Annotated in this window: 5 protein-coding genes and 1 tRNA gene; all 6 read right to left on the bottom strand. The window is 44.6% G+C overall.

Features of this window, described 5'->3' with window-relative positions:
* Positions 1 to 1,118 (bottom strand): transcription termination factor NusA (gene nusA / locus ACI882_RS18095; protein WP_411748599.1); only part of this gene is annotated, 1,118 nt, incomplete at its 3' end.
* Positions 1,119 to 1,137: 19 nt separating this feature from the next.
* Positions 1,138 to 1,596, bottom strand: coding sequence for a ribosome maturation factor RimP (gene rimP / locus ACI882_RS18090; RefSeq protein WP_411748598.1), 459 nt, complete (start codon positions 1,594 to 1,596; stop codon positions 1,138 to 1,140).
* A 223-nt stretch (positions 1,597 to 1,819) separates the two neighbouring features.
* Positions 1,820 to 1,896: transfer RNA gene (locus ACI882_RS18085), tRNA-Met, on the bottom strand.
* Positions 1,897 to 2,043: 147 nt separating this feature from the next.
* On the bottom strand, positions 2,044 to 2,847 hold the full coding sequence (gene djlA, locus ACI882_RS18080; protein ID WP_411748597.1) for a co-chaperone DjlA: 804 nt from the start codon (positions 2,845 to 2,847) through the stop codon (positions 2,044 to 2,046).
* A gap of 159 nt (positions 2,848 to 3,006) precedes the next feature.
* On the bottom strand, positions 3,007 to 4,386 hold the full coding sequence (locus ACI882_RS18075; protein ID WP_411748596.1) for an FAD-binding oxidoreductase: 1,380 nt from the start codon (positions 4,384 to 4,386) through the stop codon (positions 3,007 to 3,009).
* A gap of 55 nt (positions 4,387 to 4,441) precedes the next feature.
* Positions 4,442 to 4,870, bottom strand: a 429-nt coding sequence (locus ACI882_RS18070) for a hypothetical protein (RefSeq protein WP_411748595.1), incomplete at its 5' end; no start/stop codon positions are given.

Raw genomic sequence — 4,870 nt, 5'->3', positions numbered from 1 at the left:
ACCGCAACGTCTTCGTCAACATCCAGTGCCTTCATTAAGCTTTCAATAAAGTTTGATGATTCAGCCTCTTGCTTTTCTAACGCGTCTTCAACAGTCATTACGTTAATGGCCCAACCAGTCAACTCAGAGGCAAGGCGAACATTTTGACCGCCCTTCCCAATAGCCTGAGCTAAGTTATCAGCTTGCACCGCAACATCCATAGAATGAGTGTCTTCATCAACAATCAATGACTCAACCTCTGCTGGCGCCATTGCGTTAATGACTAACTGTGCAGGGTTATCATCCCACAAGATAATATCAACTCGCTCATCGTCTAAGTCATTTGAAACCGCCTGGACCCGAGCTCCACGCATGCCGACGCAAGCGCCAACTGGATCAATCCGCGCATCCTTGCTTTTAACAGCAATCTTAGCGCGCTGACCGGGATCCCGAGCCGCGCCCTTGATTTCGATAATTCCTTCTGAAATTTCAGGCACTTCAATTTCAAACAATTTAACTAACATTTCAGGTGTAGCGCGAGACACTAAAAGCTGCGGACCACGAGTCTCTTCTCTAATACCCAGCAAAATAACTCGAGTTCGGTCATTAATACGAAATATTTCTCGTCCAACAAGCTCTTCACGAGGCAGCATACCTTCGGCATTTTCACCGAAATCTACCACAATATGATCTCGTGTTACCTTTTTAACAGTTCCGTTAAGTAGCTCACCAACACGATGCTTAAAGCGATTGACAACCAACTCACGTTCAGCATCCTTTACACGCTGAACAATAACTTGCTTAGCCGTTTGTGCCGCTATACGACCAAACACAATATTCTCGACGCTTTCTTCGAACGTATCACCTACTTTCAACGTCGGATCTTTTTCGATCGCCTCTTCAGTCGTAAACTGAGTACCAAGTTCAGCCATAACATCGTCTGCAACAACGTCCCACCAACGAAAAGAATCATAATCGCCTGTCTCTCTATCGATCACCACGCGAATATTAGCGCCCTCTTCGTAGCGTTTTTTTGTTGCTGTTGCCAATGCCTGCTCAATCGCTTCAAAAATTATCTCTTGGTCCACACCCTTTTCATTGGATACGGCCTCTGCAACCATTAAAATTTCTTTACTCATTTAATAAACTCCACATGCCTCAAAATCGAGGAACCACGTTAGCCTTTTCTATAGCTTCAACCGGAAACAGAAATTCATGATCTGTCACCACCATAACAATTTCATCGCCATCAACTGCAGTTAAACGGCCCTTAAAGTTGCGCCTACCCTCGTATGGGAATCGCAATTTAAGTGAAATGTCCTCACCAACAAACTTTTGGTAATGTCCGATCTCGTATAACGGACGATCCATACCTGGAGAAGATACCTCTAAAATATATTCACCATTAATAACATCTTCAACATCAAGTGTACTGCTGCATTGACGACTGACTTTCTCGCAATCTTCGATGCCGATTAAGTCATCTTGTCGATCAATGAAAATTCTTAACAATTTAGTCTTAGCACCAGATTGCAAGTCAACACCCCAAAGCTGGCATCCCAAGGCCTCAATCACTGGCTGCAGTAACTCTTTTATCTTAACGTCGGCCACAGCCATCGCACTCTCCTGACAAACAAAAAATGGGCCGTGGCCCATTTATCTTATGCTAAAGAAAAGCCCCAATATGGGGCTCCTCGATTTGCGTCAGACCTGACGCGGATGTTCAGCGTAGAAAATGTCATGCTTAACAAGCGAGACCCCTTTTTCTACTGACGTAATGCAAGCATAGACAATAAATCATGAAATGCACACTACTTGTGGTGTCAATTTAATAAAAAATTGGTAGCGGGAGCTGGATTTGAACCAACGACCTTCGGGTTATGAGCCCGACGAGCTACCAGACTGCTCCATCCCGCACCGACACCGTGGTTTAAACATAAAACCACCCTCCTTAAGAGGTCGAGCATTATAGGTAGGCACTGCAGTGAGGTCAACAAACCATTATGAATAATAGTACTTTTTATTTCTCTTCAAATGAGACCCTTACCTCTTACAACCCCATCACTAAGATTCTTTGAGGTGTTTAACGATTAAATCATAGGCTCCTTGGATTTCTTGGGTCTTCTGAGTCGCTAGACTAACCATATCTTCAGGCATTCCTTGACCAATTAATTTATCGGGATGATTCTGGCTAATTAGCTTTCGATAAGCCTTTTTGACCTCCCCCATTGAGCTTTTATCTGAGACACCTAGCGCCTGATAGGCATCCGCTAGCCGATTTCGTGATGGTCGACTTTGACCGCCTGCGCCAGACCCTGCGCCCCCAAACTGTGACTGAGCTTTGATCATCTGGATAAATTGATCAAATAATGCCGAAGAGAACCCTAAATGACTTGCCACTTTACGCAGCACATCCTGCTCACCTGAGTGTAAATCACCGTCTGCCACAGCCAAAGATATGAGACAGTTCAAAAGTTGTTGTTTTAGATTATTGTTTCTGCCACAGACGTCCATAAATCGTTGCATGGCATCGTCTACCGAAAAATTAGCACCGGATCCTTCCTTAAATAAGTCAATGGCCCGACGCCTAGCAACCGCGTCTAAGTTCATTTTAACCATTAGGCTTTCCGCTTGAGAGACCTCAACAGTTGAAACGCGGCCATCAGCCTTAGCAACATGCCCCAATAAGCTGAATACCGTTTCAAAAAAAGCAGCACGAATGCGGGCCTGATCGGCCGCAGAAACCGGACGAGTAAAACCTCCCACCCCACGATCAAATTGATGGCCGACATATAGCCCCAATACTGCACCAAAAGGTCCCGACACCATAAACCCAAGACTACCGGCAATTAGTTTTCCTAACATCATCGAAATATCCTAAAAAGCGTTTTCACCTGAAATACTATTGTAAATAGTTCTCAGTCAATTGCATTCAATATAAGCAGGAAATTTGAGGCTGGGTCACTAGGTACGCTTTGCCCTAGTAACTTGAATATTACTAACTCGGGTGTGACAGAAATAGCCTGCTTATTTAATCACTCGGCCAGGGTTTAAAATTCCTTTGGGATCCATCGCGGACTTAAGTGTTTTCATGAGGGTAATTTCACTTTCAGAGCGAGACTGCGATAAATAATCTCGTTTCAACACGCCTATCCCATGCTCTGCGGTAATAGCGCCAGAATACTCACCTATCATGAGCATAATGTCATGATTAATTTTAAATTTATCTTCTTCAAGTCCGGTGTAGGCAACAGCATGCAAATTGTTGTCGCCAATATGCCCAAACAACAATAAACTAATATTAGGGTACTTAGCGACCAAGCGCTCCTTTAAGTCCTTAGCAAAAATGCCAATTTCGCTAATTGGCAGACTAACATCCTGATTTGATACGGGACCCAAAACCTGAAGAAGCTCACCTATACCATCACGTATTTGCCAAAAAATGTCCGCGTCTTGATGTGATTTTGCAATCACTGCATTTGTAATTACTCCTGACTCCAGCTGCTCGAAGAGAGCCGACTCAAAACGCTCTGATCCCAATTCAGCATCATTGTCTTTATATTCGACCAACAGGTAAAAAGGAAATGTACCCTCTAATGGGTCAGTCAAGCTAGTAATTGTTTCCAGCACCTTGTTGTAATAGTTGTCCCACATTAACTCAAAACCAGTAAGTCCTGATCCAAGACTTCGCTTTAGCTCAACAAGCAATTGCGTTGCAGATTCATAACTATTAAGCCCACAGAGTGCCGTATGGGAACTGCCTGCTTTTGGCTGCAGCTGAAGAACAACCCGCGTCACTATCCCTAGGGTCCCTTCAGAACCGATAAATAAATGCTTGAGGTCATAACCGGAGTTATTCTTAATCATTTTATTGGTTGCGTCGATCACTGTGCCATCAGCCAGAACTGCTTCTAGGCCTAATACCAAAGATCTTGTCATGCCATAGCGAATGACTTCCGTCCCACCTGCATTAGTCGAAACATTGCCACCTATCTGACAACTACCACGAGCCCCCAAATCTAAGGGCAAGAACAAATCATGCTCGGCAGCAGCTTCTTGTAGAACCTGTAAAGGGGTTCCGGCAAGAGCAGTTAAGGTCATACCAATGGGATCTATCTCTTCAATACCCTGCATTCTCTCAAGAGAAATGGCAAGCTCTCCATCTAAGGGTGTGGCGCCTCCGGCCAAGCCCGTTAACCCGCCTTGAACAACCACAGGCTGATCATGCTGATGGCACAGGGCCATAACTTTGGATAGCTGGTCAGTAGTATTTGGCTTAACTAATGCCGCTGGAGCGCGGGGCTCTGCACCGCTCCAATCAGCATAGTATTTTTCACTAATGTCATCGCCTAAAAAAAGGGGGGATGTACCAAGAAGGGCAGAAAGTTCATCAATTAAAGCACGCATTCAAGTCTCGTCACCAACTCATTAGAAAGCTGGCACGATCTATAACCGTCGCCAGTTACCACTTATCATTAAAGGTTTGTAATCTATCAAAAGCGTCACCGATAAGCACGCCTAATTCACGCTCCTCACCTTCTTTAACATGAACAGCTGGGCGGCCATGGGCGAAACGATAATTACAAATAAGCGCCACATCACCCACTTCCCACTCAATCGGAATACCATAGTCATCATATACGTCAAGGAATTGTTGCTTTTCGTCGTAGGTCATTTCAGAACCATCACCAAACGTCATCTTCAATGGACGCTCACCGACCGGCAGATGTTGAACCAGAGGCCAAGTATCAAACCAAGCGCCATCATCCGCCATACTACTATAGAGCAAATTTTTATCTAATTGAGGGAAATACTCAAAAGCTGAAACGGTATAACGCGTTTTTAGTAATCCGTTATGCCCCCACTCAGCATCTAAGCCACGCTTACGCGC

It is taken from the genome of Reinekea sp. (assembly GCF_046710285.1).
Classification (GTDB): Bacteria; Pseudomonadota; Gammaproteobacteria; order Pseudomonadales; family Natronospirillaceae; genus Reinekea.
Note: the sequence above shows the minus strand (reverse complement) of the source record. Positions and strands in the feature narration are given on the sequence as shown.